The sequence below is a fragment of the Variovorax sp. Root434 genome, from assembly GCF_001426595.1.
GTDB lineage: Bacteria > Pseudomonadota > Gammaproteobacteria > Burkholderiales > Burkholderiaceae_C > Variovorax.
The window spans coordinates 210,709-237,374 of sequence record NZ_LMEK01000024.1; the positions used below are offsets into that span (position 1 = coordinate 210,709).

Genomic DNA, 26,666 nt, shown 5'->3' on the forward strand with positions numbered 1-26,666 from the left:
GCCGCCGTCAGGACTTGGCGTGAGCGCCGTCCGACGCGACTGCCGCCTTGCGGCCGATGAACAGGTTGATCAGCGGCCCCGTCATTGCCGTGGTCACGAGCGCCATCACCAGCAGCATCGTGAACAGCTCGGGGCCAATGAGCCCCGCGTCGAGGCCGATCTTCATCACGATGAGTTCCATCAGGCCGCGCGCATTCATCAGCGAGCCCGTGGCCAGGCTGTCGCGCCAGCCGTAGCCCGCCATGCGTGCGCCGGCCGCGCCGCCTGCGATCTTGCCCACGGTGGCCACGCCCACGATCAGCAGCATTGCGCCAAGGCTCGCGCCCGAGAAGGCATTGGCCGTGGTGCCCAGCCCCGCCAGCGCGAAGAACAGCGGCATCAGCACGACGATTGAGATCGGCTCGATGCGCTCGGTGAGCGATTTCAGCAGCCTGTCGTCGCGCGGCAGGCAGGCGCCGAACAGGAAGGCGCCGAACACCGCATGCAGGTGCAGCCACTCGGTGACCAGCGCCGTCGCGAGCAGGCCGATCATCAGCGCCGCCATCACCGTGGTCGAGGGCTCGCCCTCGGGCGCCTTGGCGCGCAGCAGCTGTGCGAAGGCCGGTTTGAGCCCGAAGAACAGCGCCAGCAACACCACCGCCATGCCCAGCGTGGTCTTGAGCAGGCCCCGGTAGCCCTCGCCCGCGCCGACCAGCGCGACCACGACGGCCAGCAGGATCCAGGCGAACACGTCGACCACGGCCGCCGCACCCAGCGACAGCTGGCCGAAGGGCGTGCGCGTCATGCCGCGGTCTTTCAGGATGCGCGCCATCACGGGAAAGGCGGTGATCGACAGCGCCGCCGCGATGAACAGCGCAAACGGCCAGAACCCGACCCCGGCCGGCGCGAGCGCCGGATGCAACGCCGGCGCGATCGCAAGGCCCAGCGCCATCGGCACGGCCACGCTCAGCACGCCCACGTAGCCCGCCGAGCGCAGCTGCTCACGCACGCCCTGCGACGCCCGCAGCTCCAGGCCGACCACGAACATGAACAGCACCAGCCCCAGCGTCGAGAGCGACGAGAGCCCCTGCAGCGACTCCTTGGAGAACAGCTGCGCATGCAGCGAGGGAAACAGCGCCCCCATCACGACCGGCCCGAGCATCAGCCCCGCCGCCATCTCTCCGACGACGCCCGGCTGGCCCACGTGGCGAAGAATCCATCCGCACAGGCGCGCGGTGATCAGGATGACGATGAGTTGCAGCAGGAGCGAAGTGACGGACATCGGGAAACAGGAATACGGAAGGCAATGCGGCGGATGTTAGTTCGAAGCCATGTCGTCGAGCCAGCGGTTGGCCCATTGGTTCAGCGGCGTGAGGCGCTTGACGAGTTCGCCGCCCGACTCGGTGAGCACATAGCCCGCGTCGGCAAGCTCGACCACGCGGACTGCGCGCAGCTCCTTGAGCCGGTCGTTCAGCACCGAGGGCGACATGTCGTCCGTGCTGGTGCGCAGCGCCCTGAAGCTCTGCGGCAGGCCGTCGCGCAGCTCCCACAGGATGCGCAGCGTGCCCTTGCGGCCGAGCTGCTCCAGCAGCCGCATGATGGGCCGGCGCGATGCCGTGGGTTGTGCGTCTTCCATGCCGGGTCCTTCGGTTGATCGGTCGTTCGTCGAGTGTACGCGCTTGCGCTACGCATTTCGTAGCGATAGACTGCGGCGAATCGCTACGCTTTTCGTAGCGATTTCCACCATTGCATTGAAGGAACCCGTCCATGGCCGACACAGCCGCGAACCCCACGCCGAGGATTCCCCCGCTCGAAGCGCCCTACCCCGAACCCATCGGCGAACTGCTCACTCGCATGACGCCGCCACAGGCGCCCGAAATCCTCGCGCTGTTCCGCGTGATGGCCGTGAACCCTGCGCTGGCCGAACGCACGCTCGACCTGGGCCGCTACCTGCTGGGTCGCAAGGCGGCCATCGGCTTGCGCGAACGCGAGATCGTCATCCTGCGGGTCTGCGCCCGCTGCGGTGCCGAATACGAATGGGGCGTGCACTGGGCCGGTTTCGCAGACGCGACCGGCTTCAGCGAAACCGACCGGCGCGTGATGGCATCGGCCGATGGCGACCTTTCATTGCTCGCACCGCGCGACCGGCTTCTGGTGTCGATGGTCGATCAGTTGCACGACACGAGCAATGTGGACGATGCACTGTGGGAGGCCCTGGGTGCGCACTGGAGCCATGCGCAGCTGATCGAGCTGATGATGCTCGCGGGGTGGTATCACTCCGTGAGCTATGTGTGCAATGCGGCGCGGGTGCCGCTGGAGGCGTGGGCTGCGCGCTGGTGAAGTGCAGCCGTGGCTTCTACTTTTTCGCGCGCATCAGACGCAGCCCGTTCGCCACCACCAGCAGGCTCGCCCCCATGTCGGCAAATACCGCCATCCACATGGTCGCGCTGCCGAACACCGCGAGCACGAAGAACACGGCCTTGATGCCCAGCGCCAGCGTGATGTTCTGCCACAGCACTGAGTGCGCACGGCGCGACAGGCGGATGGTCTCGGGGATGCGGCGCAGGTCGTCGTTCATGATGACCACGTCGGCCGCTTCCATCGCGGTGTCGGTGCCGGCCCCGCCCATCGCGAAGCCGATGTCGGCCTGCGCGAGCGCGGGGGCGTCGTTGATGCCGTCGCCGGTCATCGCGGCGGCGCCATAGCGCTGCTGCATGGCCTTGACGGCGTCGAGCTTCTCCTCGGGCAGCAGGTTGCCGCGCACGTCCTCGATGCCGGCATGGGCGCCGATGGCCTTCGCGGTGGCTGCGTTGTCGCCGGTGAGCATCACGGGCACGACGCCGAGCGCACGCAGTTCCGCCACCGCAGCCTGCGACGATTCCTTGATGGTGTCGGCCACGGCGAACAGCGCGAGCACGGCCTTGTCCGATGCCAGCAGCGTGACGGTGCGGCCCGCCTCTTCATGGCGCTTCAATTCGGCTTCGAGCGACGGCGTGCACAGGCCTTGCTCCTCGATCAGGCGGTGGTTGCCGAGCACGTAGGCCTGCCCCGCGTGCGTGGCCTGCACGCCGCGGCCGGGCAGCGCGGTGAAGTCGCCGACTTCGTCCCGCGGCCTCTTCAGGCCTTCGGCGATGGCCTTCGACACCGGGTGGTCCGAACGGCCCGCGATGCTGGCGGCAATGGCGAACACCGTGGCCTCGTTGCCCGAGGTGTCGACCAGCATCGCGTCGACCAGCTTCGGCTTGCCTTCGGTGACGGTGCCGGTCTTGTCGAGCGCAACCGCCTTGAGCTTGCGCGCCTCTTCGAGGTACGTGCCGCCCTTGATGAGAATGCCGCGCCGCGCGGCCGCGGCCAGCGCGCTCACCACGGTGACGGGCGTCGAGATCACCAATGCGCATGGGCAGGCGATGACCAGCAGCACCAGCGCCTTGTAGATGGCCTGTAGCCACGTCCAGTCCATGAACAGCGGCGTGAGCACCGCGACGGCCAGCGCCAGCACGAAGACGGTGGGCGTGTAGATAGCGGCGAACCTGTCGACGAAGCGCTGCGTCGGCGCGCGCGAACCCTGCGCCTCCTCGACCGCGTGGATGATGCGCGCCAAGGTGGTGTTGGCCGCCACCGCCGTCACGCGGAACTCCAGCCCGGCGGTCTGGTTGATGGTGCCGGCGAACACCTGGTCGCCGACGGTCTTGTCGACCGGAATGCTCTCCCCCGTGACCGGCGCCTGGTCGATGGCGCTCGTGCCTTCGGTGACGACACCGTCCAGCGGCACGCGCTCGCCGGGGCGGATGCGCGCGATGGCATCCAGCGCCACCTCGCTGGCCATCACGGTGCGCCAGCTGCCGTCGGCCTGCTTCACCTCGGCCTGCTCGGGGGCAAGCGCCAGCAGGCTCTGGATGGCGTTGCGCGCGCGGTCCACGGCGCGCGCTTCGATCAGTTCTGCAATGGCATAGAGCGCCATCACCATCGCGGCTTCGGGCCACTGGCCGATGATGAAAGCGCCGGTGACGGCCACGGCCATCAGCGCGTTGATGTTCAGGCGCCCGCGCACCAATGCGGCAAAGCCCTTCCTGTAGGTGTCGAGGCCGGCGAGGCCGATGGCGCTCAACGCCAGCACCATCTCGGCCGCCACGAAGCCCTTGCTTTCGAGCCCCATGAACGAGATCGATTCGGCCGCGATGGCCAGCAGCAGTGCAGCCACCAGGCGTGCAAGCCCGATGCTCATGCCGGCGATCTTCGCGGGCGCGGCTGCAACGGCACCCTCTGCGTTCAGCGGCTCGGGCTTGAAGCCGGCCTTGCGGATAGCGGCGAGCGCCTGGGGCAGCACGCCGTCGTCGGTGGTGATGGCCAGGGTGCGTTCGCCAAGCCGGAAGCGCAGGCCCTTGACCCCCGCGACCGGTTCGAGCGCGCGGCGGATCTCGGATTCCTCGACAGCGCAATCCATCGTGGGAATGCGAAAGAGCAAGGCGCCCTTGGGAATATCGGCCACATCGATGGCGGGCGACGAGCCGCAGACCGGATTGCCGCAGCAGGATGTTGTTGCGGCAGGGGAATGCGCATGCCCGGGCGCGTGGTCGTGACCATGATCGTGGTCGTGCGGATGAAGGGCCGGCGTCACAGGCTTCAGGGCGTTCTGGTTCGTCATGGCATCGATTGGAAACCCTGAAGCAGGTGTAGAGTCAAACGCTCATTCCCACTCGTTCATTTGCCGCATCATGAAAATCGGAGAACTGGCCAAGGTCGCGAACACGCCGGTCGAAACCATCCGGTACTACGAGCGCGAGCAACTGCTGCCCGAGCCCGCGCGCACCGATGGCAACTACCGCATCTACGACGAAGACCATGCCCAGCGCCTGGGCTTCATCCGCCGCTGCCGCTCGCTCGACATGACGCTCGACGAGATCCGCAGCCTGCTGAAATTCCGCGACGCGCCGCAGGACGACTGCGGCGAGGTCAACCAGTTGCTGGACGACCACATCGGCCACGTGGCCACGCGCATCGCCGAACTCAAGATGCTGGAGAAGCAACTGAAGGCGCTGCGCCAGCAATGCTGCGGCCCCGAATCGGCCAACGCCTGCGGCATCCTGCAGGAACTGGACACCGCCGCCCTCGCGCCCGAGACCTTCGGCCAGCACGCAGGCCATGTGCACGGGGCGCTGCACGCGCCGGCCAAGCGCGGCGGCTGATCGGGCGTCGGGCGTCTTCTTACTTGCCCACCAGCTGCGTGAGCTTCTCCGCCTCGAAGTTCTCGTCGCGCGCCGCATCGCCCGGCACGCAATCCTTGGTGCCCGGCTGCGCCGACAGCTTCTCGATGGCCTGCCACAGCAGCGCGATCTGGTGCTCCTGGCTCGACGCGCTGTCGATCAGCCCGCGCAGCGCCTGGCTCAGCGGGTCGTCTTCCTGCGTGATGCCGTAGGCGGAAAACTTCTGCGGTGCGGCCACATCCGCGCTTTCGCCGGTCTTCGACGGAATGATTCGTGCGGGAATGCCGACCGCGGTCGCCCCCGCCGGCACCGGCTTGATGACCACCGCGTTGCTGCCGATCTTGGCGCCATCGCCCACGACGAAGCCGCCCAGCACCTTGGCCCCCGCGCTCACCACCACATCACGCCCCAGCGTCGGGTGCCGCTTGGCGCCCTTGTAGAGCGAGGTGCCCCCGAGTGTCACGCCCTGGTAGATGGTGCAGCCGTCGCCGATCTCGGCCGTCTCGCCGACCACCACGCCCATGGCGTGGTCGAAGAACACACGGTCGCCGAGCTTGGCGGCCGGGTGAATCTCGATGCCGGTGAGCCAGCGCGCCCAGTGCGCGATGAAGCGCGCGGGCCACTTGAAGCCATGCGTCCAACAGGCGTGCGCCCAGCGATGCAGCACCACGGCATGGAAACCGGGGTAGACCGTGATCACTTCCCAGGCGCTGCGGGCGGCCGGGTCGCGTTCGAGGATGCACCGGATGTCGGCGCGCAGTCGAGAGAACATCGCTGCCTTCTGTCTGTTGTCGTTATATCGATAGGGGCGAGGCAGTCTAAGGCCGGGGGTCTTGGCGTAGGGCCGATGGGGTTTATTTATTCAGGAGCCTTTGCCTGCCTTGGTGCCTTGGCGGCGTCGGCCATGGCCTTGGCGATGCCACGCAGGATGTGGATTTCCTCCGGCGTGGGCTGGGCGCGGTTGAAGAGCTGCTGCAGCCGCGGCATCAGCTTCTTGGGCGCCTCGGGGTCGAGAAAACCGATCTCCACGAGCGAGCGCTCCCAGTGGTCGAGCATGCCGGCCACCGCCTGCGCATCGGCCGCCTGCACGGGGTTGATGGCTTCGCGCACCTCGTAGCCGCCGAGCGCGAGCCGCCACTCGTAGGCCACCACCTGGATCGCCGCGCCCAGGTTGAGCGAGCCGAACTTCGGATCGGTCGGGATGCTCAGGGCCACGTTGCAGCGGTAGACGTCCTCGTTGCGCATGCCGAATCGCTCAGAGCCGAACAGGAAGGCCACGTGCTGGTCGCCCTGTTTGGCCAGCGGTTCCAGGTGCTCCCGGGGCGTGCGCGTGGGCGGGCCGAAGTCGCGCGGGATCATGGCCGTGGCGCACAGGTGGGTGACGCCGTCCAGGGCTTCGTCCAGCGTTTCGACGATGCGGGCGTTGGTCAGCACGTCGAGCGCGCCGCTCGCGCGCTGGATGGTTTCCTCGCGCCGCAGCACGTTGGCCCAGCGCGGCGCCACCAGCACGAGGTCGGAAAAACCCATGGTTTTCATGGCGCGGGCGGCGGCGCCCACATTGCCGGCGTGGCTGGTCTGGATCAGGATGAAACGGGTGCGCATGGCGGATTTGGAGACACGAAACGGCGAAGCCGGTAAAATCCCCCGATTCTCGCCGCCCGCATCGCCGGGCCGCCTCCGGGGGCCTCCCCACCGTTCTTCCCACAATCCAATGTCGTCCCCCAACCTGCATCCCATGCTCAACGTGGCCGTCAAGGCCGCACGCGCCGCCGGCGCGATCATCAACCGCGCCGCCCTCGACGTCGAGGCCGTGCGCATCTCCCAGAAGCAGGTCAACGACTTCGTCACCGAAGTCGATCACGCCAGCGAAAAAGCGATCATCGAGACGCTGCTTGGCGCGTACCCGGGGCACGGCATCCTGGCCGAAGAATCGGGCACCGAACACGGCGCCAAGGACTCCGACTACGTCTGGATCATCGATCCGCTCGACGGCACCACCAATTTCATCCACGGCTTCCCGGTGTACTGCGTGTCCATCGCGCTGTCGGTGCGCGGCAAGATCGAGCAGGCCGTGGTGTACGACCCCACCCGCAACGACCTGTTCACCGCCACCAAGGGCCGCGGCGCCTACATGAACGAGCGGCGCATCCGCGTCTCCAAGCGCACCCGCCTCAACGAGTGCCTGATCTCCACCGGCTTCCCGTTCCGCACCGGCGACAACTTCAAGCAGTACCTGGCCATCATGGCGGACATGATGCCCCGCGCCGCCGGCCTGCGCCGCCCCGGCGCCGCCGCGCTCGACCTCGCCTACGTGGCGGCCGGCTTCACCGATGCCTTCTTCGAGACCGGCCTGAACCCCTGGGACGTGGCCGCGGGCTCGCTGCTGGTCACCGAGGCCGGCGGCCTGATCGGCAACTTCACGGGCGAGCCCGAGTTCCTCGAGCAGCGCGAATGCCTGGCCGGCGCCCCGCGCATCTACGGCCAGCTGGTGCCGCTGCTCGCCAAGTACTCCAAGTTCGCCAACGTGGACGACAAGCTGCGCGCCAGCGACCGCGTGCGCGCCGTGTCCGCCTCGACCAAGTCGAATGCCGCCGACGCCTCGGTCGACCTGTACGCCCGCAGCACCGTGGTCGACTTCGCGGATGAAGCTGCCGAGGGCGCCGCCCCGGCCCCCGCCGCCGCACCCGCGCCCCGCAAGCTCACGCGCATCCGCCGCGACGCACCCGCCGCCGGTGGCCCCTCCGAGGGCGACACGCCCGCCAAGTGACGATGCTGGGGCCCCACGCCGCGCCCCGCGTTCGTGCCGCTCTGCGCATCGCGCTGAGCCACTACGTCGCGAGCGGGCTCACCGTCGCGCTGGGCCTGCTGTTCATCTCGGGCGGCATCCACTTCTGGCTCGGCACCATCGCGGCCTCTGCGGCCGCCACCGGCGTGATCGTCACCGCGCCGCCCGACTTGCCGGGCCCGCGCCGCGGCAAGTTCCTGCAGATGCTGCCGGCGCCGCTCATCGGGCTGCCGCTCTTCTTCGCGGTGCAGATGCTGCACAGCGCCCCCATCCGGCTCGGGCTGCTGCTGGTGCCCGCCACCTTCATGGCCTTCCTCGCCATGGCGTGGGGCAAACGGGGCATCCCGATCGCCATTGCGGTGATGTTCTCGATGGTCTTCTCCATGGCCACGCCGCCCCCCGCCGACCTGGCCGACGTGCTTCAGCGCACCTGGCACTTCGGCCTGGGCGCGGGCCTGTACGTGATCTGGGCCACGCTTGCCAACCTCGCGCTCAACGGGCGCTTTCGCACCCAGTCGGTGGCCGACGTGCTGTATTCGCTGGCCGCGCTGATGCGCACCGAGGCCAGCCAGTTCCTGCCGCAGGACGAGACCCGCGACGTGCGCGACACCCCCGCGCCCTTGCTGGGCCAGCTGCTGCGCGAACAGGCCGCGCTGGCCGACCAGTTGCAGGCCACGCGCGACATCGTGCTCGAATCGCCGCGCACTCCGCGCCGCCAGCGCCTGGCCGCCATGCTGGTGATCGTGCTCGAGATGCGCGACCAGCTGCTGGCCAGCGAGCTCGACCTCGACACCCTGCGCGCCCACCCCGCGCACGCCGAGGCGCTGATCGAGATGCGCCGCGTGCTCGAGGAGCTGGCCGACGAGACCATCGCGCTGGCCGACGCCCTCATGATGGGCCGCCACCCCGAGGCCGTAGCCGACCGCCGCCCGCGCCTGGCGGCCATCCACGTCTCGGCCGACGACAGCGCCGACATGCACGGCGGCAGCGGCGGCCACATCGGCCCCACGGCGGCCATGCTCGCGCGCGGGCTGGCCAGCCGCATCGGCCACATCAACGACGAGGTGCTGCGCCTGTCGGCCATGGCGCGTGGCGATGCCGAGCCCAACCTCGCCGTGGTGCGCGCCAACTGGCAGCTCTTCGTGAGCCCGACCGCTTGGTCGCTGCGCCCCTTCCTCACGCTCTGGAGCTGGGACCAGCCGCCGCTGCGCCATGCCATCCGCGCCGCGCTGGCCATTGCCGCGGGCTACGCCATCGCCGTGTCGATGCCCTGGGGCTCGCACGACTACTGGATCCTGCTGACCATCGTGGTCGTGCTGCGCGGCAGCCTGTCGCAGACGCTGGAGCGCCGCAACGCGCGCGTGGCCGGCACGCTGCTGGGCTGCGTGCTCGCGGTGGGGCTGCTGTCGGCGCACCCGTCGGCGCTGATGCTGCTGGTGATCGTCACCGTGGCGCAGGCCATTGCGCACAGCTTCGCGGTGCGGCGCTACCTCATTACCGCCGTGGCCGCCACTGTGCTCGGCCTAGTGCAGGCCCACATGCTCAACGTGGGCATCGCGCCCATCTTCGCGCTGTTCGAGCGCATCGCCGACACGCTCATCGGCGCCGCGCTGGCCTGGGGCTTCTGCTACGTGCTGCCCTCGTGGGAGCGCACGCAGATTCCGGCGCTGGTATCGCGTGTGCTCACCGCGCAGGCGCGGCATGCGCGGCTCGCGCTCGGCCTGGGCCAGCTCAAAGCCATCGACAGCAGCCCCGAGCTCGAATGGCGCCTCGCGCGCCGCGAGGCCTACGACAGCCTCTCGGCGCTGGTGCAGGCCACGCAGCGCTCGCTCTCGGAGCCGCGCGCGGTGCAGCCGCCGCTGGAGCCGCTCGAGCACCTGCAGGCCCACAGCTACCAGTTGCTTGCGCAGTTGAGCGCCGTGAAGTCAATGCTCGTGCTGCGGCGCGACCGCCTTACGCCCGCAGAGGTCGAAGGCCCGATCAGCCGCACCGCGCAGCGCATCGAAGCGGCCATCGGAACCATCCCTACCACCGGCCCCTCTCAACCCGAGAGCGCCGGCTCGACCACCGTGGGCGGCCCGATCCCCCTGCCCGACCCGTTCGACAACGACATCAGCCCCTGGCTGCTGCGCCGGCTCGACCTGGCCACGGCACTCGCCACGCAGCTGCGCGACGACGCGGCGCGCATTCTTCAACCCCTGAACGAGACAACAGCAGCAACGCAAGCAAAGACGACCACTGCCTGATGACCAAAGAGATACTCGCCCACCCCTGGCTAGGCCCATGGATTGCCGCCCTCGTCGCAGTTCCCCTCTCTCTTCTTGCTCACCGCATCGGTGGTCTTGTCCTGAAGCGGGTGACACGCCCCGCGCCGGCGATCCACGCGATGGTGCTCAATTGCAACGCAGCGGCGCGGCTGGTCCTTCCGCTGGCGGCCCTCACCATGGTGTGGCAGGGCGCGCCCGACGACCTTCGCTTCATCGGCAACGTGCGCCATCTCACGGGCCTGCTGCTGATCGCGGCGACCACCTGGCTCGCGGTGAAGGCCATCAGCGGGTTCGCGGAGGGCGTGCTGGCCCAGAACCCCTACGACGTTGCCGACAACCTGCAGGCGCGCCGCGTGCTCACGCAGACGCGGGTGCTGGCGCGCACCGCCATGACGGTGGTGCTGGTGGCCGGCGGCGCGATGATGCTCATGACCTTTCCGGGTGCGCGCCAGGTGGGCGCGAGCCTGCTGGCTTCGGCGGGCGTCATCGGCATCGTGGCCGGCCTCGCGGCCAAGCCGGTGTTCAGCAACCTCATTGCAGGCCTGCAGATCGCGCTGGCGCAGCCCATCCGCATCGACGACGTGCTTGTGGTCGAGGGCGAATGGGGCCGCGTCGAGGAGATCACCGGCACCTTCGTCGTCCTCAAGATCTGGGACGAGCGCCGGCTGATCCTGCCGCTCACCTACTTCATCGAGAAGCCGTTCCAGAACTGGACGCGGCACTCGGCGCAGCTGCTGGGCGCCGTGTTCATCTACGTCGACTACGGCATGCCGCTCGCGCCGCTGCGCGCGGAGGTCGAGCGCATCGTGAAGGCCGCGCCCGAATGGGACGGCCGCTTCTTCAACCTGCGAGTGACCGATGCGACCGAGCGCACCATGCAGATCCGCGTGCTGTGCACCGCGGCAACATCGGGCCTTGCGTTCGACCTGCGCTGCAGTGTGCGCGAAGGGCTGATCGACTTCATGCAGCGCGAGCACCCGCAGTTCCTGCCGAAGATGCGTATCGCGAGCGACGGCGACCAGGAATACGGACAACAGCAGCAACGGGCCGTGGCCTGATACGGCGTTGAAGCCCGAGCCCGCCCCCGAACAGCGTTCCGCGCTCGTGCGGGGCCTGCTGTACGGCTTTGCCGTGCTGTGCCTGGTGCTCGGGCTCATCGGCGTCGTCGTGCCCGGCATGCCAACGACGGTGTTCATCCTGATGGCTGCATGGGCCGCGGCCCGCAGCTCGCCGCGGTTGCATGCCTGGCTGCTGAACCATCGGCTGTTCGGACCGCTGCTGCACAACTGGGCCAACGGCCGCACCGTGAGCCGACGCGCCAAGTGGAGCGCGACAGTCACGATGGCCGTGTGTGCCGTGATCGTGTCGTTCACGGCGCACCGCGCATGGCTCGCCATGCTGGCCATCGCATGCATGGCCGTGGTGCTGGCGTGGCTGTGGTCGCGGCCGCTGCCCTTGCCACCTGCGGCCGACCCGCCGCCGCCCTGAGCGCCAGGGCCAAGCCTCAGCGCCTGCGGCGCATCGGCGGCAGCGCGAGATTCGTGAACGCGCGCAGCAACCACTCCACCGGCCCGTAGACGAAGCGGCTCATCCACCAGCGGCTCAGCATCAGCTGGGCTGCGAAGATCGCGAAGGCGATGGCCGTGGCCGCGAGCGGGCCGACCGTGCCGATCCAGCGCAACCCGTAGGCCAGGAAAAGCCATGCGCAGACCAGCGACTGCATCAGGTAGTTGGTCAGCGCCATGCGCCCCGCCGGCGCCAACACGCTTTCCAGCACATGGCCGCGCGGCGACTGCATCAGCAGCACCAGGCCGACCGCATAGGCCGCAGCGAGGAAAGGCGCCGTCAGCAGCGTGGCCGCGAGGCCGTAGAACTCCCGCACCACGTTGTCCAGCCGCATCGAAGGAAAGGCATACACCGCGGCCCCCGGCAGCCCGACCGCCAGCCCCCAGTACAGCGTCCGCCGGAACAGCGCGCGGTGCGCCCCGGCGTTCTCGAAGAGCCCGCGCCGCCCGGCAACGAAGCCCGCGAAGAACATCGCCAGCGCCGTGGGCGCCTGCACCAGCCCCGTGATCCACCAGATCTGCGACAGCTCGCGCAGATGCTGGACGACCACGGTGACGGGCGTTCCGCGATACGCAGCCAGCGCCACGGCAGCCTCCGCATACGCGTTGCGTATCGTCTCCGGCAGCGTGCCGGCCAACGTCAGCAAGTAGCCGATGCCGGCCCACAGCAGCGAGGTCGCCAGCACCAGCCCGACCGCGCAGCGCGCGAGAAGGACGTCGCCGCGCCGCCGCAACATCAGCAGCACCGCGCCCAGCACCGCGTAGGTGGTGAGGATGTCGCCGTGGTAGAGCAGCACCGCATGCAGCAGCCCCAGCATCCACAGCCCCGCGAGCCGCCGCAGCATGCGCGGCGCGAAGGGCTTGCCGTCGCGCTCGGCCGACTGCATCTGCAGCGTGAAGCTGTAGCCGAACAGGAACGAGAACAGCAGGTAGAACTTGGTCTCGAACATGAAGGTCCGCACGAAGAGCGCGCAGCGCTCGGCCAGCGACACAGCCATAGGGTCGGGCACGCCCACACCGTAGTAGGTCGAGGAGAAGCTCGCGATGTTGACCACCAGGATGCCCAGCAGTGCGAAGCCGCGCAGGGCGTCGACCAGCGGCTGGCGTTCACGGCCAGGCGCGCCCTCTGGCTGCGCCGGAAGATTGCTCGGTGACATGGACTCCTTCTGCATGGTGCGCCAGGTGGTGGTCAAACTGCTGTCGATGCCGCGCCCCCCGCCCGGCTCGCCGAAGGTCGGCTGGCCAGCGGAAGGCTCGAGGGTAAGCCCCCCCTGATGGTTGATTTGAACAATCGAGCGCGCCGTCTTCAGAATCGTCTGCAACTGCGCATACCGCGGCCATACTGACTCGCCATCGCCTGAACGATGAAGACAAGGACTCTCCCATCATGCTGCCGCCCCTTTCCAATCCCGCCTCCCGCACTCCCACCCTCACCCGCCGCCGCCTCGCCGGCCTGCTGGCCGTCGCCGGCCTTGCAACCGCGTTCACCACCGGCGCGGCTGCCCAGCAACAGCAGCAGGCGAAGATCGACACTCCCGTGCACATCGTGGTCGGCTACGCACCCGGCGGTGCCACCGACCGCGTGGCGCGCATCGTGGGCGACAAGCTCTCCTCGCGCCTCGGCGTGCCCGTGGTGGTCGACAACAAGCCCGGTGCGGGCGGCCGCCTCGCGGCGCAGCAGGTGAAGACCACGCCAGCCAGCCAGAACGTGCTGATGCTCGCCAACCCCGCCGTGATGGTGGTGGCGCCGCTGGTCTTCAAGGACAACAACTACGACCCCGAGCGCGACTTCGTGCCCGTGTCTTACGTCAATGACTACAACTTCGCGCTGGCCGTGTCGCCCACCCTGCCCGTACGCGAGCTCAACCACCTGCTCGCCTGGATGCGCGCCAACCCCAACCAGGCCAACGTCGGCGTGCCGGCCACGGGCAGCCTGCCGCACTTCTTCGGCCTCATGGTGGGCGAGAAGGCCAAGGTGCAGACCCAGGTGATCGGCTACCGCGGCTCCGCGCCGCTGCTGAACGACCTGATCGGCGGGCAGGTGCCCATTGCCGTCGACACCGAAGATGTGGTGATCCCGCAGCATGCGGCCGGCAAGCTGCGCATCCTGGCGCTGTCGGGCGCCAAGCGCTCGCCCTTTGCGCCGAACGTGCCCACCTTCAAGGAAGCCGGCCTCGACCTGTCCGCCACCGGCTGGAACACCTTCTTCGCGCCGGCCAGCATGCCCAAGGACAAGGTCGAGCGCCTGTCCAACATCATTCGCGAAGTGATGCAGGACCCGGACACGCAGCGCAAGTTCAAGGACTCCGGCATGACCCCGGTAGTGAGCACGCAGGCGCAGACCGCCGCGATGCTGAAGTCCTACCGCGCGCAGTGGGCCCCGGTGGTGCAGAAGTCGGGCTACCAGCCCTGAGCCCCGACGACGCCAAAGAGACATGACCAGCCCCAACATCATCTTCATCGTCGCCGACGACCTCGGCTATGCCGACCTCGGCTGCTACGGCGGCCGCGACGCCGTGTTCGGCCCCGTGTCGCCCGTGCTCGACGGACTGGCCGCCAACGGCCTGAAGCTCACGCAGGGCTATGCCAACTCGCCCGTGTGCTCGCCTACCCGCTTCGGCATGATCACCGGGCGCTACCAGTACCGCCTGCGCGGCGCGGCCGAGGAGCCCATCAACAGCAGGAGCCGCGGCAGCACTACCCTGGGCCTGCCGACCGACCACCCCACGCTGCCTTCATTGCTGAAGGCCAGCGGCTACAGCACGGCGCTGATCGGCAAGTGGCACCTGGGCTACCCGCCCAGCTTCGGGCCGCTGCGCTCGGGGTACGACGAATTCTTCGGCCCGATGTCGGGCGGGGTCGACTACTTCACCCACTGCGACTCCAGCGGCCGCCACGACCTGTGGTTCGGCGAGGAAGACAAGCAGGAAGAGGGCTACCTCACCGACATCCTCTCGAAGCGCGCGGTCGAGTACGTGGACCGCATGGCAAAGCAGGAAGCGCCCTTCTTCCTGAGCCTGCACTACACCGCCCCGCACTGGCCATGGGAAACGCGCGACGACGCCGCCAAGGCACCCGCCGTGAAGGACAACCTGTTCGACCTGGCCGGCGGCAACATCCACGTGTACCGCCGCATGATCCATCACATGGACGAAGGCATCGGCTGGATCATGGCCGCGCTGCAGAAGCACGGCATGGCCGACAACACACTCGTGGTGTTCACCAGCGACAACGGCGGCGAGCGCTTCTCGGACAACTGGCCGCTGGTGGGCGGCAAGATGGATTTGACCGAAGGCGGCATCCGCGTGCCATGGATCGCGCACTGGCCTGCGGTGATCGGCAAGGGCGGCGAGAGCACGCAGTTGTGCATGACGATGGACTGGTCGGCCACCATGCTCGACGCGGCCGGCGTGGCGGCGCATGCGGACTATCCGCTGGACGGCGTGTCGCTGATGCCCGTGCTGAAGGACGCGAAGCACAGCTTCCGCAGGCCGCTGCACTGGCGCATGAACCACCGCGGGCAGGAAGCCATGCGCGATGGGGACTGGAAGTACCTGAAGGTGGACGGGAACGAGTACCTGTTCAACATTCCTGGCGATGAGCGCGAGCGGGCCAATCTGGCGAAGAAGGAGCCGGAAAGGCTGGCTGCGATGCGGGCGGATTGGCAGGCTTGGAATGCGACGATGCCGGCTATTCCGGAGGATGCGACTGTGAGCTTGGGGTATTCGGTCAAGGACATGCCGCAGCGTTGATCTCCGCGCTGGATCGAGGGCTCCTTCACGAGCCTGAAAGTTTTTCGGCCAGTACTCGTGACTGCTCCCCGAACTTGGCCGGATTCATTTCCTTCAGTTTGGCCAGGTTCTTCAGCTTCCATTGAATCGCGGGCATCGTGCTGAGATGCGCGAGCCCCATGCGGCTCCACTCTGGAGCGCCGTTGGCGAGCGTCACGAGAAATGCGCGCTCGTCCATGTCAAGTTCCTTGTGGAGCGTGGCAATCATCCGGTCTCGCGCTGCGAGCAGCGCGCCCAACTCGACAGGCTCGGCAGTCATGCCCTGGAAGTTGGCCGCGAACTCGGCGGCCACATCACGCAGCGGTGGAAACAAGACCTCGTGGATCGGCCTGTTGTGGCTTGCGAGGTAGACCACAAACGCACGCCGAATACCGCTCGTGATGCCTTCGTTTGCCAGCAACTGCATCACGTCGAACAGATCCCGCGGGTGCTGCCGGTCCATGGCTGCTACAAGTTTCCCGCCGTAGACGTCGTCGACCGACACCACCGGAATATCCAACTCCGCCTGAAGCACTTCCTCGGCTTTGGGCGCGAGTCCCACTATCGTGACGGGCCTTACGGTGCCGCGCATCACATAGTTAACTTCTACCTTGACCTCGGCGTCATCGCGCCTCACGAAGAGTTTGGTTTCGTCAGCGGCGGGCACGCCTGAGAGACGAGTCTGAAACCCCTTTGCCCTGAGCGCGTCGGAGGCCCTGCCGAGCGATGCCTTGATCTTGTCGAGCGCGGCATCGCGGGACAGCGTGTGGTCCGGCAGCACGAGGTCCAGATCGACCGACAGCCGCGGCATGTCCCGCACGAAAAGGTTGATGGCCGTGCCGCCCTTGAGCGCGAAGGTTTCGTCGGCAAAGACGAAAGGCGCGACCTGCGTCAGCAGGCGCGCAGTCTTGAGGTAGATGTCGTTCACGATTTCAGGACCAGCAGCCCGTCATGGGTTCGGGAGACCCACGGGCGGTCGCCGCCGGTGGGCAGGTTTGACGGGTCCAGTTTCTTCACCCATGGCAAAGACAACTCCCGCCCGAAATGAAGGCACAGGCGAACCGTTTTCACGCTGGTGCACTGGCGCAGCAATTCGTTGAGGACCGAGGATCGCAAGCCGTACATGCTCTCCGCCAGTTCGCGCGCCTCCGCCAACGGCTGACGCACGCCCACTTCGCTCAGCATTTCAAGAAACGCGCGCTCAGGGGCCGAAACATTTGGCCCATTCGCACGGCCCTCGAAAGGGCCCGTGTGCTGCATCCCGGTCGCATCGCTGCTGAAGAGCCGCTTGCGGTGGTACTCGGACGGAAAGGCGTCGGTGAACCACTCCGGCAACTTGGCCGACTTGAGACCATAGAGATGGAGCTTGGGCAGTTGGGAAACATAGTGGCGGATACCGTGCCATTCCAGTGCGGACTTGCCCCCCACATGCAGCGCGGGGATCTGGCGCTGGAGCAGCAGCAAGCTGGGGTCGCGCTGCAAGGGCGCGTCCGGGCGGCAATACACGCCTCGCGCCAAGCGCCTGAGCCACCCCGCGCGTACGTAGTGGACGGCCAGGTCGGCGGAGATGCCCTCGAGCGCCAGATCTTCACTGGCTATGGGCGTTCCGCTTGGCACCCGCGCCAGCAATGCATTTAGTTTTGAACGATTTATCGTAGCCATACTACGATTATTTAGACAATTTCAAGTACTCGCAAGCCTTCGATTTAATCGACTTGTCGCAATTTAACTACGACAAGTCGAACAATACGAAACTCTTGAACCTTTGAACGGGGCCTACCCACACCCACTCACCTGCAACAACATCTCCGCCTCCCGCGCCAGATCCGCTGCAATCCAGAGCATGTGATCTCGGTGCTTCTCCCCTGCTTCCTCGAACCACCCGTTGCCGTCGCCGTAGCAGCACCACAGCAGCGAGTTCAGCTGCGCCAGTTTGATTTCGAGCAGTTCCCTTGCCTCGTCGGGCATCGGGGTAGCCGCAGTGGGCTTGGTGGAGCCGCGTGTGCGGCGGGGAGATTGGGGCGTGGAACGCCCGGCCATAATTCGCTCAGCCATGTGGTGTGCTCCTTGTAGAAGATTGGCACGTCATGTGGTCAGACGGTCAGGGTGTTCATGCACCCTGGCCGTCGCCTTTTGTGCCTCACGTTCGTGCCAGTGCACGAGGGCACCGGCCACCCGCCGTGAGGCGAGGCGGTTCATTAATTCGTCAACTGGAGTGCGCGTTCCTTTCACGGTGTTCGTCGCCCACAGGGAGGGGCGCCTTGTCGCAGGGGCATTCACTGTAGAGAAGCGAAGCCGCACAAGGAAAAAGATTTCGTCGAAGATTTCTCGAATCGAAGAGATATCTGCCGCGGCGCAGCGGCAAGACACAGAGCCCTGACAGTTGGGCTCCCGGCCCGAACTATCGGCCCAGCGAAATGAGGCTCCACACGATGGCCACGAGCTGGGCGATGTTGATCAGGATCGCGATGACGTGGGTTCGGCGGAATCCCGGAATGGCGTCCATGTAGTTCGCCTGGATCTGCGCTCCGAGCGAGTCCATCTTGGGGATGATCTTCCTGCGCAGGGCGACGGCAATCAGCGCCAGCACCACGGCACCCGCGGCGAGCCCCGCGCGCCCCGCAAGCGCAAAGCTGATGGCTGTTGCAGTCGCGGTAATGAACGCGGCGTTGTAGTAGATGTTGAAGAAGCCGCGCACAAAGCGGGCGTCGAGCGGCGTGTCGTGCTTCAGCACCAGAAGCGGGATCGAACCCATGATGAAGTAGGCCGTCGTGACGAGGAGCGCCACGGTAAAGCCCAGGGCGGCAAACATGGCGACAGGCATCTGGATTCCTCCATGCGGTGGGCCTGAGATGCGCCGGCCCTGGCGCGCTGCTTACGACGGGTCGTGGCCCGGGGCCGAGCTGATCTCGGTGGGCTTGTAGATCTTGTGCTGCGCGGTCGAGCTGCCCGCGTCGGTCACCACCAGCAAACGCCAGAGCGGCTCGCGCACGGAGCATGCGCTTTCTTCCGCGCTGAGCTTGAAGCTCGGCACGCCCGGTGCGGTGCCCTTGACCACGACGCGCAGCAGCGTCTGGCCCTTGGCGTTCGACACTTCGAGGTCGTAGCCGATGTTCTTGTCGGCGAGGTTCTCGGCCTTGTAGCCGTAGCCGGTGAAATGCTTGACGACGTACGCGATGGCGGCGGCCCGCACTTCTTCGGGCGAGGCCTTGCTTGCGGCGCCATCGGCTGCACCGGCGCCTGCGGCCAGCTGCTGCGGCACGTTGCTGCGCGCCCTGGCGGCTTGCACTTCGGCCTCGGTCGGCACCCAGCCGCGCGGGCCGCGCACCAGCACGGCCAGCTTCTGCTCGGGCTCCCAGCTGGCGACGTGCCATTCGTCGTCGTCGCGCACGCGGGTGGACACCTTGGCGTCCTTGTTGCTTTCCACTTCGACGATGGCGAGGCGGTTGGTCTGCACCACGGCACGAAAGCCCTGGCCGGCGTCGAAGGTGCGCTTGAGCAAGGCCAGGCGGTCTTTGCCGCGCTGGACTTGTTGCGCGTTGCGCTCGCCGCCGCCCGCGCGGTGGTGGATGTCGAGCGACTCCAGGCAGAACCAGCGTCCGCCGCTCCCCACGTTCACCCATTCGGCCCAGATGGTGGCGATGACGTTGTCGCCGGTTGCGAGCCAGGCGTGGTCGAACGGCTTCTCGCGCGCGTCGAACACGCCCATCTTGGCAACGATTTCGACCGGCGTGAGCCGTGGTCCGGACAGTCGCTTTTCATTGATGACTGCGAGTACCTGGGGGTCGACTTCGTTTTCCATTCGGCGGGCTTCTGGGAGTTTTTTAGGGGCTGGCAGTATGCCGCATCGGTTGCGGGGGCCGCTAGGCGCATGCGATCGTATGGCACGATCAAAGGATGCATGAGCCGTCACGCCGCATACCGTATCGCACCTGGCCAGGCGCGCTGGCGGTGCTCCTCGCCATTGCCGCCTATGTGGGCGGCCTCACGTTCTGGAACCGTCACACGCCGGGCAACCGGCCGTTGCCCGTGGGGCAGACGGTGGACGCCGGCCAGGCCAGGTTCGTCCCCGCCGAGGGATGGGAGATGGACGTTTCCCGCTCGAAGGCAGGCCAGTCGCTGATGCTGTTCAAGGGCAGCCACAAGTTCCTGGTAACGACGCAGCCCTGGGCCGGCGGGCCGGATGGCTCGCTGGTGCGGCAGCAGCGGCTGATGGAGCGCGGCCAGCGCCTGCGCATCGATGGCGACGTGTCCGACTTCGTCACGTCGTGGGGGCTGCAGGGCAAGACCTTCGCCTACTACGGCTCGAAGCTGGCGGGCCGGTTCTGGCAGGTGGTCGACCTGCAGCGCAAATCGCTCGTGCAGATCGATTTCTACGGCGCCAACGAAGGCATGGACGACGCGCTGACCGAAGCCCGCGGCATGCTGGACTCGATGGACCTGGAGGCCGCGCAGTGAGACCGCCCGTCTTCGACCAGGACCGGGCCCAATGGCCGGTCGGCACCGATTCGTTCTTCCAGCCGCGGCGCGCCGCTTTCTGGCTGCTGACGGCGCTGATCGTCAACGGGCTGTTCTACACGGTCCAGATGTTCTCGATGGGGTTTCGCGTGGTGCCCATCACCGCATTCCTGGGGCTGGTGGTGTGGGGGGTCTACACACTGCTTTTCGTGCTGGCCTTTCGCACGCTGGACCTGCTCGAGCAGCACCCGCCGGAGGCTTACGTGCTGGCCTTCGCATGGGGCGGCATGGGCGCGGTGTATTTCGCGGCGCCGGCCAACATTGCCATTCAGAGTCTGTGCGCCAAGCTGGTGTCGCCGGAGTTCGTCGCGGTGTGGGGGCCGGCCGTTGCGGGGCCGATCACGGAAGAATTCCTGAAGCTTGCCGGGGTCGTCCTGCTGGTGCTGGTGGCGCGCAACCAGTTCCAGACCTACCTTTCGGTGCTGATCGTCGGCGCGATGGCGGGGCTGGGTTTTCAGGTGGTCGAGAACCTGAGCTACACGGTCAACGCCTCCATGCACTTTCCGCTGGAAAACCAGGTGTATCCGGTGCTGCTGAACCTGCTGACGCGCGGGCTGCTGAGCGGACTGTGGAGCCACGCGGCCTACACGGCGATTGCGTCTTTCGGCGTGGCGTGGTTCCTGCTGCATCCGCATCGGCCGATGGCGGTGCGCATCGCATGCGCGCTGCTGTGCTTCTTGCTCGCGTGGGCGATGCACTTCATTTGGAACTCACCTTTCCTCGAGGATCTCTTCGACGGCGGATACGGTGAAATGGCCATCATGCTGGTGATCAAGGGGCTTCCCGCGGTCATCGTGGCGGGGCTCTTCTGGCAGGTTGCCGCGCGCGAGAACGGCACGTACCTGCACGCACTGGCAGCCTGGTTCGTGCCGGAGCGCGAGCTGATCCGCGACGACGAATGGGTGCGGCTGGGCGCGCCCATGCAGCGGTACAAGGTCCGCAGGGAAACGGGCTGGACCTACGGCTGGCGCGCAAGGCGCCTGAAGACACGGCTGCAGCGCGAGCAGTTGCGGCTGATTCGCAAGGCCGCGACCTACGGGCGCGGCGCGCAGACGCTGCGGCACGAAGTGGCGGTAAAACGCCTTCGCGCCGAACTGGATCCACTCATCGAGGTACGAACATGAAGCAGTCGGACACGAAAGCAGACCAGGGCCAGCCAGCCTCGGAACTCATCTCCGAAAAAATCGCCGGACTCGGCGACTGGCGCGGCGCAACACTCGCCAGGATGCGCAAGCTCATCACCGAGGCAGACCCGCAGGTGATCGAGGAGTGGAAGTGGATGGGCACGCCGGTCTGGTCGCACGACGGCATCATCTGCACGGGCGAGTCGTACAAGAGCGTGGTGAAGCTGACCTTCGCCAAGGGCGCGTCGCTGAAGGACCCGGCCCGACTCTTCAATTCGAGCCTCGACGGCAACGTGCGCCGCGCCATCGACATTCATGAAGGTGAAGAAGTCCACGCGGCCGCGTTCAAGGCGCTCGTGCTCGAGGCGGTGGCGCTCAACGCTTCGGGCAAGCCGAAGAAGACGAAGGCCTGAGAGGCCACGTCACCAGAAGGCGTCGCTCTTGCGGGCACTCACGGTCCGCAGGCAGTGCTCGGCGATCTTGCGAATGAGTTCTTCGGGCATGGGGTCGTCGTAGGGAATTCGCAGGGTGCCCTTGGTGGTCTTGTGCTTTTCCAGCTCCTTGCGGAAAGACTCGAACGCTCCCGCTATCGGCACGAAACTCAGGTGCGCCTTGTGCGCCGAGAAGGCGAACAGGAACCGGGGCTCCACGAAGAAGGGAGTGCCCCACTTGATCGCCTCCCGGGCCTGCGGCGCGACGCTCTTGAGGATGGCGTGCACTCGGCGCAGATGCGGTTGGCCCTCGGCCGGGGCAGCCTGGATGTACTCGGCAATGGTGGTCGGGGGGTTGCTTGCCATGCCATCTCTCCTGCTTCGGCTTCTGGTGCGTGCGCACGATGCCGCGAACCGGCCGATGTTGCAAGGGGGTCGTCGGTGGCTGTCGCACAAGTTCGGTCGCGGACGTTGCTAATTCAGCGCTAAGTCATTCGCCTTTTGACTGACACAGAGGGCTTCTAGATTCATCCGCAGTCCGCAGTGCAGGCGCAGCCATCGGCTGCGCTGCTGCTTCACGCTCCCCTCCACGCTCGAAAGAAGAAATTGAAAGCCATTCAAAAAATCAGATCCGGCTTGCTGTGTCCCACCCTGACCGTGCTCGCAGCTTCGCTGCTGGCTGCGTGCGGAGGCGGAGGCGGCGGCTCGGGGCCGGTTGCATTCCTCCCGCCGCCCGCGAACCAACCCGCGAGCCAGCCCGCGGGCTCCGGCAACACCACCTTCAGCGGCGTGCTCGCCGCCACCGCCTTCAAGGCCGGCAGCAGCACCGATCCGGTGATCACCGCCGGCTACTACGCAGGCGCCACCGTCTGCGTCGACAGCAACAACAACGGCCGCTGCGACAGCGGCGAGCCCGCCACCGTGACCGATGCCAACGGCAAGTTCAGCCTGTCGCTGCCGGGCGCGTCCGCGCTCATCGCCGACATCGGCACCAGCGCGAAGAACACCGCCACCAACGCCAGCGTGCCCAGGCGCGAAGTGCTGCGCGTGGCGCTCGACCAGGTGAAGGAGCAAGGCACGGCCGTGGTGGTGAGCCCGCTGTCGTCCGAAGTCGCGCGCCTGATCGAAGCCAACGGCACGAGCTACGCAGCCGAGAAGCAGAACCTGGCCACGCGCTTGGGCGTGCCGGCCGACGCCCTGCTCGCCGACTTCAATGCCGCGGCCGCCAATGTGCAGACCGCCTTGCTCGGCGAGGCCAATGCGCTCAACAACCGCTTCGCCTACGCGACCACCAAGCTTGACCGCGGCGACCTGTACCCCGACGCGCTGGCCAACCCCGGCGGCGACCCGCGCCTGAGCGGCATGGCGGGCGTGACGGTGGCGACGGCAGGCGTCGCGGACAACCGCAAGCCCATCACCTTCCTGCAGTCGCAGCAGGCCGCATTCAACGTCGAGGGCATTCCGCGCTACGACAACATCTTCATCGTGATGCTGGAGAACAAGGCCACGATGTCGATCCTGAACTCGGCCTACGCACCCAAGATCAACGGCTACCTGAAGGCCGGCAACCAGCTCGTGAGCTACTACGCCACCGGCAACCCGAGCGAGCCCAACTACACGGCGCTGGGCGGCGCGGACGACTGGGGCATCACCGACGACAGCCAATGGAACTGCGACGCGACCGGCGCCAATGCGGTGCAGGACACGCCCGTGCCCGACAACACGCAGCCGGGCCTGGCCAAGTCGCCATTCGCGGCCACCTGCACGCAGGCCGCCGCGGTGAACCACAACATCGTCGGCAAGCCGAACCTCTTCAACGCGATCACGAGCGCCGGCCTCACCTGGCGCACCTACAGCGAGTCGATGAACCCGGGCCAGGACTTCCGCACCGACAGCGTGGCCGACACCGCCGTCACCGCGAAGGACAACGTCTACCCGCCCGGCACGCTCGGCGGCAACACCACGGCCATCGGCGACGCCACGCTCACGCTGCCGCTGCCCGGTGGCCTGTACAAGACCAAGCACCACCCGGGCATGGCCTACCAGAACGTGCGCAGCGCGCCCGAATGGAAGTACAGCAACCGCACCATGGGCGGCGGCCAGTGGGATGCGGCGCTGAAGAACAGCACCGACTACGCCATTCCCGCAAGCTACGACTACGATCAGCTCGGCACCGACCTGGCCAGCGGCAACGTCGGCAACCTGAACTTCCTGGTGCCCGACCAGTGCGACGACATGCACGGCATCAGCGTGAAGGGCGTCGGCGGCACCGGCACCGCGAGCGACTGCAGCAGCGTGGCGAACAACGTGTCGACCACGGCCGTCTCGCCGATCATCACGCGCGGCGACAACTACGTGGACTTCACGGTCAAGCGCATCCAGGCTTCGCCGCTGTGGAAGAACACGCACAAGCGCGTGGCGATCGTGCTGATGTTCGACGAAGGCAGCGCCACCAGCGGCTTCAACTCCTGCTGCGGCTGGAACGTGGCCAACAGCACCGTCGCCAATCCGATCAAGCAGAACGCGGATGGCACCTGGTCGGTCGATACCACGATCAACAACTACACCAAGGGCAACCGCGGCCACGGCGAGAGCATCTTCGGCATCCTGACCAACCAGCCCGACGCGCCCAAGGGCGTGTCGGACAGCGATGCCTACAGCCACTTCTCGTTCGTGCGCACGCTGCAGGACATGTTCCAGCTGGCCGACCCGGCGGTCGACGGCTCGTACATGAACCGCTCGAAGTACACCGAGGCCTTCATCGCCCAGAACATCATGAACCTGCCGGAGTACGCGGGCAGCGCGGACACGCACTTCGACAGCGTGCGGCCGATCAACCACGCCTTCGTGATCCCCGCCGGCTACACGCAGAAGCAGTCGGGCGACGTGTCGACCGCCGCGCAGGTCGGGCCGGATGCCAACCAGTTCAACGTCTGGTCGCTGAAGCAATGAGCGAAGAACGCCGTTCGGGCCCGAAAGGGCCGGCGGTGACGCGCGCCGGCTGGATCGGGCTGGCGGTGCTGGCTGCGGCAGGCGTGGCGGGAGTCGTGCTCGTCTCCTGCGGCGGCGGTGGCGGATCGGTCGCCGCCCTGCCGGCCGCCTCCGCGCCCACCACGGCGGCGAGCTCGCCCGCGGCGGCGCCCGCTGCCGCTAGCACGCTGAGCCTCGCGGCGCAGGTGGGCCAGAAGATGTTCTTCGACAAGAACCTCTCGGGCTCCGGCGCCATGTCGTGCGCGAGCTGCCACGACCCGGCCCACGCGTACGCGCCGGCCAACGCCCTCTCCGTGCAGCTCGGCGGCGAGCACATGGACAAGGCCGGCCTGCGCGCGGTGCCCTCGCTGCGCTACAAGGACATCACGCCGCCTTACGCCGACCTGCTAGACAACCCCGACGGCATCAGCGTGCCCGGCCCCGGCGGCGGCTTCGCCTGGGACGGCCGCGCCGGCACGCTGGCCGCGCAGGCCCGCCTTCCGCTGCTCGATCCGCTGGAGATGGCCAACGCGAGCAGCGCCGACGTGGTGAAGAAACTGCAAGCGGCCGACTACGCGCCGCTGGTCGCCAAGGCCTTCGGCGCGAAGGTGTTCGACGACAGCGACGCCGCCTTCGCCAGCGCGCTGCAGGCCCTGCAGGCCTATCAGCTGGAGGACAAGAGCTTTCATCCGTACAGCAGCAAGTTCGACCTGTACGCGGCCAACAAGATCGGCGGCACGCTCACGCCCGCGGAAACGCGCGGGCTGAAGGTGTTCACCAACCCGGCCACCGGCAACTGCGCCTCGTGCCACTACCAGGGCGCGGGCCTGAACGGCAGTTCGGCGCTGTTCACCGACTTCTCGTACGAGGCGATCAGCGTGCCGCGCAACGCGGGCATCCCGGCCAACGGCGACCTGAAGTATTTCGACATGGGCGTGTGCGGCCCGCTGCGCACCGACCACGCGCCGGCCGCACCGAATGCCGCGAACGGCTTCTGCGGCATGTTCAAGGCGCCGACCATGCGCAACGTGGCGACGCGGCAGGCCTTCTTCCACAACGGCGTGATGCATTCGCTGGAGCAGGTCGTGCGCTTCTACAACACGCGCGACACGCAGCCCGAGCTGTGGTACCCCACCGTCGGCGGAACGCCCAAGGCGAAGAACGATCCCGGCTTTCCGGCGTACGGCCTCATCACGACGCAGTACACGGGCGGCAAGGTGCAGAAGTACGACGACCTGCCGGCTGCCTACGCAGCCAACATCGACACGCAACTACCGATGGACGGCCGCGCCGCGGGCTCCGCGCCTCCCATGTCCGAGCAGGACATCGCGGACCTGCTCTGCTTCCTGAACACCCTGAGCGATGCGGACACGGCACCGGCCACGCCCGCGAAGCCGGGGGCGTGCGTCAATTGATTTGCCTACACATGAACAACAAGATCCTTTGCGCGGCAATCGCCGCCGCCGCCCTGGCCGCACTCACGGGCTGCGGCCCGCAGCAGCCCGAAGCCGACCTGCCGAACCTCACGGCCGCGATGAACGCCTACCTTGCGAAGAAAGGCGACCTGTGCCTGGGCAAGACCCAATGGCCCATCGACGTGCCGCAGCGCGAGGCAGGCACGCGCGCGCGCAACGCGGTGCAGATGCCGGTGCTGGAGCATGTCGGGCTGGTGAGTGCGTCCACGGCGAAGGTCGAGGACGGCAAGGAGGCCGGCGAGATCGAGGTCACCCGCTACGCGCTGACCGACGAAGGAAAGAAGTACTTCCTGGTGCGCAAGAACCAAAGCGGCCAGAGCGGCCAGGGCGACTTCTGCGCCGCTCACCTGACGCTCGACAAGATCGTCGGCTGGGAAGCGCGCAAGGACGCCAAGGACTCGGCCGATGTCGTCGTCACCTACACCTACAGGATCGATGCCGCACCCTGGACGGGCAATGCCGACGTGCAAAAGGCCTTTCCGATGGTCGACCGCGTGGTGCGCGGCGCCGGCACCATGCAGCTGAAGCAGAACTTCAAACGCACCGACAACGGCTGGGTTCCGGCGGAAGTCTGAGCC

26 protein-coding genes are annotated in these 26,666 nt (G+C 67.3%); 14 read left to right on the forward strand and 12 right to left on the reverse strand.

Annotated features, from left to right (window positions below; genetic code table 11):
* Nucleotides 1–7: 7 nt before the first annotated feature.
* A complete protein-coding gene (locus ASD05_RS20650; protein ID WP_056596414.1) occupies nucleotides 8–1,261 on the reverse strand; it encodes a cation:proton antiporter in 1,254 nt (417 codons plus the stop codon).
* Nucleotides 1,262–1,297: 36 nt separating this feature from the next.
* Nucleotides 1,298–1,615 carry a winged helix-turn-helix transcriptional regulator gene (locus ASD05_RS20655; protein ID WP_056596417.1) on the reverse strand — a complete coding sequence of 106 codons (318 nt, stop codon included), beginning with the start codon at nucleotides 1,613–1,615 and terminating at the stop codon, nucleotides 1,298–1,300.
* Between the two features lie 131 nt (nucleotides 1,616–1,746).
* Here ASD05_RS20655 and ASD05_RS20660 point away from each other — a divergent pair, with 131 nt between their 5' ends.
* Complete coding sequence (locus ASD05_RS20660) at nucleotides 1,747–2,319, forward strand: carboxymuconolactone decarboxylase family protein (RefSeq protein ID WP_056596420.1); 573 nt, start codon at nucleotides 1,747–1,749, stop codon at nucleotides 2,317–2,319.
* A gap of 16 nt (nucleotides 2,320–2,335) precedes the next feature.
* Here the strand turns inward: ASD05_RS20660 and ASD05_RS20665 are convergent, their stop codons facing one another.
* Entirely contained in the window at nucleotides 2,336–4,624 is a 2,289-nt protein-coding gene (locus ASD05_RS20665) for a heavy metal translocating P-type ATPase (protein ID WP_056596424.1), read from the reverse strand.
* Nucleotides 4,625–4,694: 70 nt separating this feature from the next.
* On the opposite strand from ASD05_RS20665, the gene cadR reads away from it, so the two are divergent.
* Nucleotides 4,695–5,165 carry a Cd(II)/Pb(II)-responsive transcriptional regulator gene (gene cadR, locus ASD05_RS20670; RefSeq protein ID WP_056596428.1) on the forward strand — a complete coding sequence of 157 codons (471 nt, stop codon included), beginning with the start codon at nucleotides 4,695–4,697 and terminating at the stop codon, nucleotides 5,163–5,165.
* A 19-nt stretch (nucleotides 5,166–5,184) separates the two neighbouring features.
* Here cadR and cysE read toward each other — a convergent pair whose 3' ends face one another.
* The gene (gene cysE, locus ASD05_RS20675) at nucleotides 5,185–5,955 is read right to left on the reverse strand and encodes a serine O-acetyltransferase (RefSeq protein ID WP_056596431.1); all 771 of its coding nucleotides are present in this window, start codon (nucleotides 5,953–5,955) and stop codon (nucleotides 5,185–5,187) included.
* 86 nt (nucleotides 5,956–6,041) lie between these two features.
* Nucleotides 6,042–6,785, reverse strand: a complete 744-nt coding sequence (locus ASD05_RS20680) for an RNA methyltransferase (protein WP_056596433.1) — start codon at nucleotides 6,783–6,785, stop codon at nucleotides 6,042–6,044.
* 109 nt (nucleotides 6,786–6,894) lie between these two features.
* Here ASD05_RS20680 and ASD05_RS20685 point away from each other — a divergent pair, with 109 nt between their 5' ends.
* The 4 genes from ASD05_RS20685 to ASD05_RS20700 are packed head-to-tail and all read left to right on the forward strand — an operon-like array spanning nucleotide 6,895 to nucleotide 11,723.
* Nucleotides 6,895–7,950 (forward strand): inositol monophosphatase family protein, encoded by a 1,056-nt coding sequence (locus tag ASD05_RS20685; protein WP_056596436.1) that lies wholly within the window; start codon nucleotides 6,895–6,897, stop codon nucleotides 7,948–7,950.
* Nucleotides 7,951–7,952: 2 nt separating this feature from the next.
* Nucleotides 7,953–10,214 (forward strand): FUSC family protein, encoded by a 2,262-nt coding sequence (locus ASD05_RS20690; RefSeq protein ID WP_056596438.1) that lies wholly within the window; start codon nucleotides 7,953–7,955, stop codon nucleotides 10,212–10,214.
* Nucleotides 10,214–11,293 carry a mechanosensitive ion channel family protein gene (locus ASD05_RS20695; RefSeq protein WP_056596440.1) on the forward strand — a complete coding sequence of 360 codons (1,080 nt, stop codon included), beginning with the start codon at nucleotides 10,214–10,216 and terminating at the stop codon, nucleotides 11,291–11,293. The genes ASD05_RS20690 and ASD05_RS20695 overlap by 1 nt, the downstream gene beginning before the upstream one ends.
* Nucleotides 11,294–11,300: 7 nt before the next feature.
* Nucleotides 11,301–11,723 carry a YbaN family protein gene (locus ASD05_RS20700; RefSeq protein ID WP_056596442.1) on the forward strand — a complete coding sequence of 141 codons (423 nt, stop codon included), beginning with the start codon at nucleotides 11,301–11,303 and terminating at the stop codon, nucleotides 11,721–11,723.
* A 16-nt stretch (nucleotides 11,724–11,739) separates the two neighbouring features.
* On the opposite strand, the gene ASD05_RS20705 is transcribed toward ASD05_RS20700, so the two are convergent.
* On the reverse strand, nucleotides 11,740–12,957 hold the full coding sequence (locus tag ASD05_RS20705; RefSeq protein ID WP_056596576.1) for a DUF418 domain-containing protein: 1,218 nt from the start codon (nucleotides 12,955–12,957) through the stop codon (nucleotides 11,740–11,742).
* Nucleotides 12,958–13,187: 230 nt separating this feature from the next.
* On the opposite strand from ASD05_RS20705, the gene ASD05_RS20710 reads away from it, so the two are divergent.
* Both ASD05_RS20710 and ASD05_RS20715 read left to right on the forward strand, forming a co-directional pair.
* Nucleotides 13,188–14,213: a Bug family tripartite tricarboxylate transporter substrate binding protein gene (locus ASD05_RS20710; RefSeq protein ID WP_157610187.1), complete on the forward strand. Its 1,026-nt coding sequence runs from the start codon at nucleotides 13,188–13,190 to the stop codon at nucleotides 14,211–14,213.
* 22 nt (nucleotides 14,214–14,235) lie between these two features.
* On the forward strand, nucleotides 14,236–15,552 hold the full coding sequence (locus ASD05_RS20715; protein WP_056596446.1) for a sulfatase: 1,317 nt from the start codon (nucleotides 14,236–14,238) through the stop codon (nucleotides 15,550–15,552).
* A 25-nt stretch (nucleotides 15,553–15,577) separates the two neighbouring features.
* Here ASD05_RS20715 and ASD05_RS20720 read toward each other — a convergent pair whose 3' ends face one another.
* The 5 genes from ASD05_RS20720 to ASD05_RS20740 all read right to left on the reverse strand — a co-directional run bounded on the left by ASD05_RS20720 (nucleotide 15,578) and on the right by ASD05_RS20740 (nucleotide 19,372).
* The gene (locus ASD05_RS20720) at nucleotides 15,578–16,498 is read right to left on the reverse strand and encodes a nucleotidyl transferase AbiEii/AbiGii toxin family protein (RefSeq protein ID WP_056596449.1); all 921 of its coding nucleotides are present in this window, start codon (nucleotides 16,496–16,498) and stop codon (nucleotides 15,578–15,580) included.
* Nucleotides 16,495–17,232 (reverse strand): type IV toxin-antitoxin system AbiEi family antitoxin domain-containing protein, encoded by a 738-nt coding sequence (locus ASD05_RS20725; protein ID WP_056596452.1) that lies wholly within the window; start codon nucleotides 17,230–17,232, stop codon nucleotides 16,495–16,497. The genes ASD05_RS20720 and ASD05_RS20725 overlap by 4 nt, the downstream gene beginning before the upstream one ends.
* Nucleotides 17,233–17,346: 114 nt before the next feature.
* Nucleotides 17,347–17,625 (reverse strand): hypothetical protein, encoded by a 279-nt coding sequence (locus ASD05_RS20730; protein ID WP_082572202.1) that lies wholly within the window; start codon nucleotides 17,623–17,625, stop codon nucleotides 17,347–17,349.
* Nucleotides 17,626–17,971: 346 nt separating this feature from the next.
* Nucleotides 17,972–18,394, reverse strand: coding sequence for a hypothetical protein (locus tag ASD05_RS20735; protein ID WP_056596454.1), 423 nt, complete (start codon nucleotides 18,392–18,394; stop codon nucleotides 17,972–17,974).
* A 51-nt stretch (nucleotides 18,395–18,445) separates the two neighbouring features.
* Nucleotides 18,446–19,372, reverse strand: a complete 927-nt coding sequence (locus ASD05_RS20740) for a protein NO VEIN domain-containing protein (RefSeq protein ID WP_056596457.1) — start codon at nucleotides 19,370–19,372, stop codon at nucleotides 18,446–18,448.
* Nucleotides 19,373–19,467: 95 nt separating this feature from the next.
* Here ASD05_RS20740 and ASD05_RS20745 point away from each other — a divergent pair, with 95 nt between their 5' ends.
* Genes ASD05_RS20745 through ASD05_RS20755 form a run of 3 tightly spaced genes read left to right on the forward strand, consistent with a single transcriptional unit; the run spans nucleotide 19,468 to nucleotide 21,625 of the window.
* Nucleotides 19,468–20,028, forward strand: a complete 561-nt coding sequence (locus tag ASD05_RS20745) for a hypothetical protein (RefSeq protein WP_007833740.1) — start codon at nucleotides 19,468–19,470, stop codon at nucleotides 20,026–20,028.
* Nucleotides 20,025–21,212, forward strand: coding sequence for a PrsW family intramembrane metalloprotease (locus ASD05_RS20750; protein ID WP_056596459.1), 1,188 nt, complete (start codon nucleotides 20,025–20,027; stop codon nucleotides 21,210–21,212). The genes ASD05_RS20745 and ASD05_RS20750 overlap by 4 nt, the downstream gene beginning before the upstream one ends.
* Entirely contained in the window at nucleotides 21,209–21,625 is a 417-nt protein-coding gene (locus tag ASD05_RS20755) for a DUF1801 domain-containing protein (protein ID WP_056596462.1), read from the forward strand. Before ASD05_RS20750 ends, ASD05_RS20755 begins: the two co-directional genes overlap by 4 nt.
* 9 nt (nucleotides 21,626–21,634) lie before the next feature.
* Here the strand turns inward: ASD05_RS20755 and ASD05_RS20760 are convergent, their stop codons facing one another.
* Nucleotides 21,635–22,009: an iron chaperone gene (locus tag ASD05_RS20760; RefSeq protein ID WP_056596464.1), complete on the reverse strand. Its 375-nt coding sequence runs from the start codon at nucleotides 22,007–22,009 to the stop codon at nucleotides 21,635–21,637.
* Between the two features lie 270 nt (nucleotides 22,010–22,279).
* Between ASD05_RS20760 and ASD05_RS20765 the strand changes: the two genes are divergently transcribed.
* Genes ASD05_RS20765 through ASD05_RS20775 form a run of 3 tightly spaced genes read left to right on the forward strand, consistent with a single transcriptional unit; the run spans nucleotide 22,280 to nucleotide 26,663 of the window.
* Nucleotides 22,280–24,595, forward strand: coding sequence for a phosphoesterase (locus tag ASD05_RS20765; protein WP_056596467.1), 2,316 nt, complete (start codon nucleotides 22,280–22,282; stop codon nucleotides 24,593–24,595).
* Nucleotides 24,592–26,028, forward strand: coding sequence for a cytochrome-c peroxidase (locus tag ASD05_RS20770; protein ID WP_056596469.1), 1,437 nt, complete (start codon nucleotides 24,592–24,594; stop codon nucleotides 26,026–26,028). Before ASD05_RS20765 ends, ASD05_RS20770 begins: the two co-directional genes overlap by 4 nt.
* A gap of 11 nt (nucleotides 26,029–26,039) precedes the next feature.
* The gene (locus ASD05_RS20775) at nucleotides 26,040–26,663 is read left to right on the forward strand and encodes a hypothetical protein (protein WP_056596472.1); all 624 of its coding nucleotides are present in this window, start codon (nucleotides 26,040–26,042) and stop codon (nucleotides 26,661–26,663) included.
* Nucleotides 26,664–26,666 lie beyond the last annotated feature (3 nt).

Coding starts and splice junctions, on each gene's coding strand:
- ASD05_RS20650 (WP_056596414.1), bottom strand. CDS start 1,261: ATGTCCGTCACTTCGCTCCTGCTGCAACTCATCGTCATCCTGATCACC.
- ASD05_RS20655 (WP_056596417.1), bottom strand. CDS start 1,615: ATGGAAGACGCACAACCCACGGCATCGCGCCGGCCCATCATGCGGCTG.
- ASD05_RS20660 (WP_056596420.1), top strand. CDS start 1,747: ATGGCCGACACAGCCGCGAACCCCACGCCGAGGATTCCCCCGCTCGAA.
- ASD05_RS20665 (WP_056596424.1), bottom strand. CDS start 4,624: ATGACGAACCAGAACGCCCTGAAGCCTGTGACGCCGGCCCTTCATCCG.
- cadR (WP_056596428.1), top strand. CDS start 4,695: ATGAAAATCGGAGAACTGGCCAAGGTCGCGAACACGCCGGTCGAAACC.
- cysE (WP_056596431.1), bottom strand. CDS start 5,955: ATGTTCTCTCGACTGCGCGCCGACATCCGGTGCATCCTCGAACGCGAC.
- ASD05_RS20680 (WP_056596433.1), bottom strand. CDS start 6,785: ATGCGCACCCGTTTCATCCTGATCCAGACCAGCCACGCCGGCAATGTG.
- ASD05_RS20685 (WP_056596436.1), top strand. CDS start 6,895: ATGTCGTCCCCCAACCTGCATCCCATGCTCAACGTGGCCGTCAAGGCC.
- ASD05_RS20690 (WP_056596438.1), top strand. CDS start 7,953: ATGCTGGGGCCCCACGCCGCGCCCCGCGTTCGTGCCGCTCTGCGCATC.
- ASD05_RS20695 (WP_056596440.1), top strand. CDS start 10,214: ATGACCAAAGAGATACTCGCCCACCCCTGGCTAGGCCCATGGATTGCC.
- ASD05_RS20705 (WP_056596576.1), bottom strand. CDS start 12,957: ATGTCACCGAGCAATCTTCCGGCGCAGCCAGAGGGCGCGCCTGGCCGT.
- ASD05_RS20710 (WP_157610187.1), top strand. CDS start 13,188: ATGCTGCCGCCCCTTTCCAATCCCGCCTCCCGCACTCCCACCCTCACC.
- ASD05_RS20715 (WP_056596446.1), top strand. CDS start 14,236: ATGACCAGCCCCAACATCATCTTCATCGTCGCCGACGACCTCGGCTAT.
- ASD05_RS20725 (WP_056596452.1), bottom strand. CDS start 17,232: ATGGCTACGATAAATCGTTCAAAACTAAATGCATTGCTGGCGCGGGTG.
- ASD05_RS20730 (WP_082572202.1), bottom strand. CDS start 17,625: ATGGCTGAGCGAATTATGGCCGGGCGTTCCACGCCCCAATCTCCCCGC.
- ASD05_RS20735 (WP_056596454.1), bottom strand. CDS start 18,394: ATGCCTGTCGCCATGTTTGCCGCCCTGGGCTTTACCGTGGCGCTCCTC.
- ASD05_RS20740 (WP_056596457.1), bottom strand. CDS start 19,372: ATGGAAAACGAAGTCGACCCCCAGGTACTCGCAGTCATCAATGAAAAG.
- ASD05_RS20745 (WP_007833740.1), top strand. CDS start 19,468: ATGCATGAGCCGTCACGCCGCATACCGTATCGCACCTGGCCAGGCGCG.
- ASD05_RS20755 (WP_056596462.1), top strand. CDS start 21,209: ATGAAGCAGTCGGACACGAAAGCAGACCAGGGCCAGCCAGCCTCGGAA.
- ASD05_RS20760 (WP_056596464.1), bottom strand. CDS start 22,009: ATGGCAAGCAACCCCCCGACCACCATTGCCGAGTACATCCAGGCTGCC.
- ASD05_RS20770 (WP_056596469.1), top strand. CDS start 24,592: ATGAGCGAAGAACGCCGTTCGGGCCCGAAAGGGCCGGCGGTGACGCGC.
- ASD05_RS20775 (WP_056596472.1), top strand. CDS start 26,040: ATGAACAACAAGATCCTTTGCGCGGCAATCGCCGCCGCCGCCCTGGCC.